Source organism: Ruegeria sp. AD11(2025) (assembly GCF_056542405.1).
In genome coordinates this window covers 1-603 of sequence record NZ_JBQFZU010000151.1, presented here as the reverse complement: position 1 = coordinate 603, position 603 = coordinate 1, and the positions used below count along the sequence as shown (strand labels likewise).

Here is a 603-nt window from a genome sequence, read left to right as displayed (position 1 = left end):
CGGTTCATCCAGCAGCGCCACCCTGGGCTGACCCAGCAGCACCTGTGCCAGACCCAAACGTTGCCGCATCCCCTTAGAATAGGTGCCGATCCGACGGTCCAGCGCATCGCTCAGACCAACGCGCTCCAACAGGGCAGGCACGTCAGACCTGGCACCAGACAGTTTCGCAAACAAGGTCAACTGTTCCCGCCCGGTCAGCGCAGGGTGGAATGAGACCGCCTCGGGCAAATACGCCGTCTCGCGACGTGCCTGCGCGCTGCCGGGGGTCGCGTCTCCGATCCGAATGGCTCCGTCCTGGATTGGCGTCAGTCCGAGGATGGATTTAATCAGGGTTGATTTGCCCGCGCCGTTATGTCCCAGCAGCGCAACGCGCTGGCCAGGGGCAAGGGACAGAGTGATATCGTCCAGAACGCGGGTTTTCCCCCGGTCCTTGAGAACATGGTCGATTGACAGGGCCTTATCCGTCATGAGGCACCTTTTTCATAGCTGGGGGTTCAGGGGCTTGCATCAATGGGTTGCTGTCCATCACACCCCCCGGCAACAGCGCCGGGAAGGCCGATTGAGACCAGCGCACCAGCTGCACGGCAGGGGAGCCGAGCAACA

Annotated in this window: 1 protein-coding gene and 1 pseudogene; both read right to left on the bottom strand. The window is 62.4% G+C overall.

Features of this window, described 5'->3' with window-relative positions; genetic code table 11:
* Nucleotides 1-468, bottom strand: a 468-nt coding sequence (locus ACR1XY_RS24820; protein WP_480597533.1) for an ATP-binding cassette domain-containing protein, incomplete at its 3' end; no start/stop codon positions are given.
* Nucleotides 458-603: pseudogene (locus tag ACR1XY_RS24815) on the bottom strand (nitrous oxide reductase family maturation protein NosD); the annotation flags it as partial. The pseudogene ACR1XY_RS24815 and the gene ACR1XY_RS24820, both read right to left, overlap by 11 nt.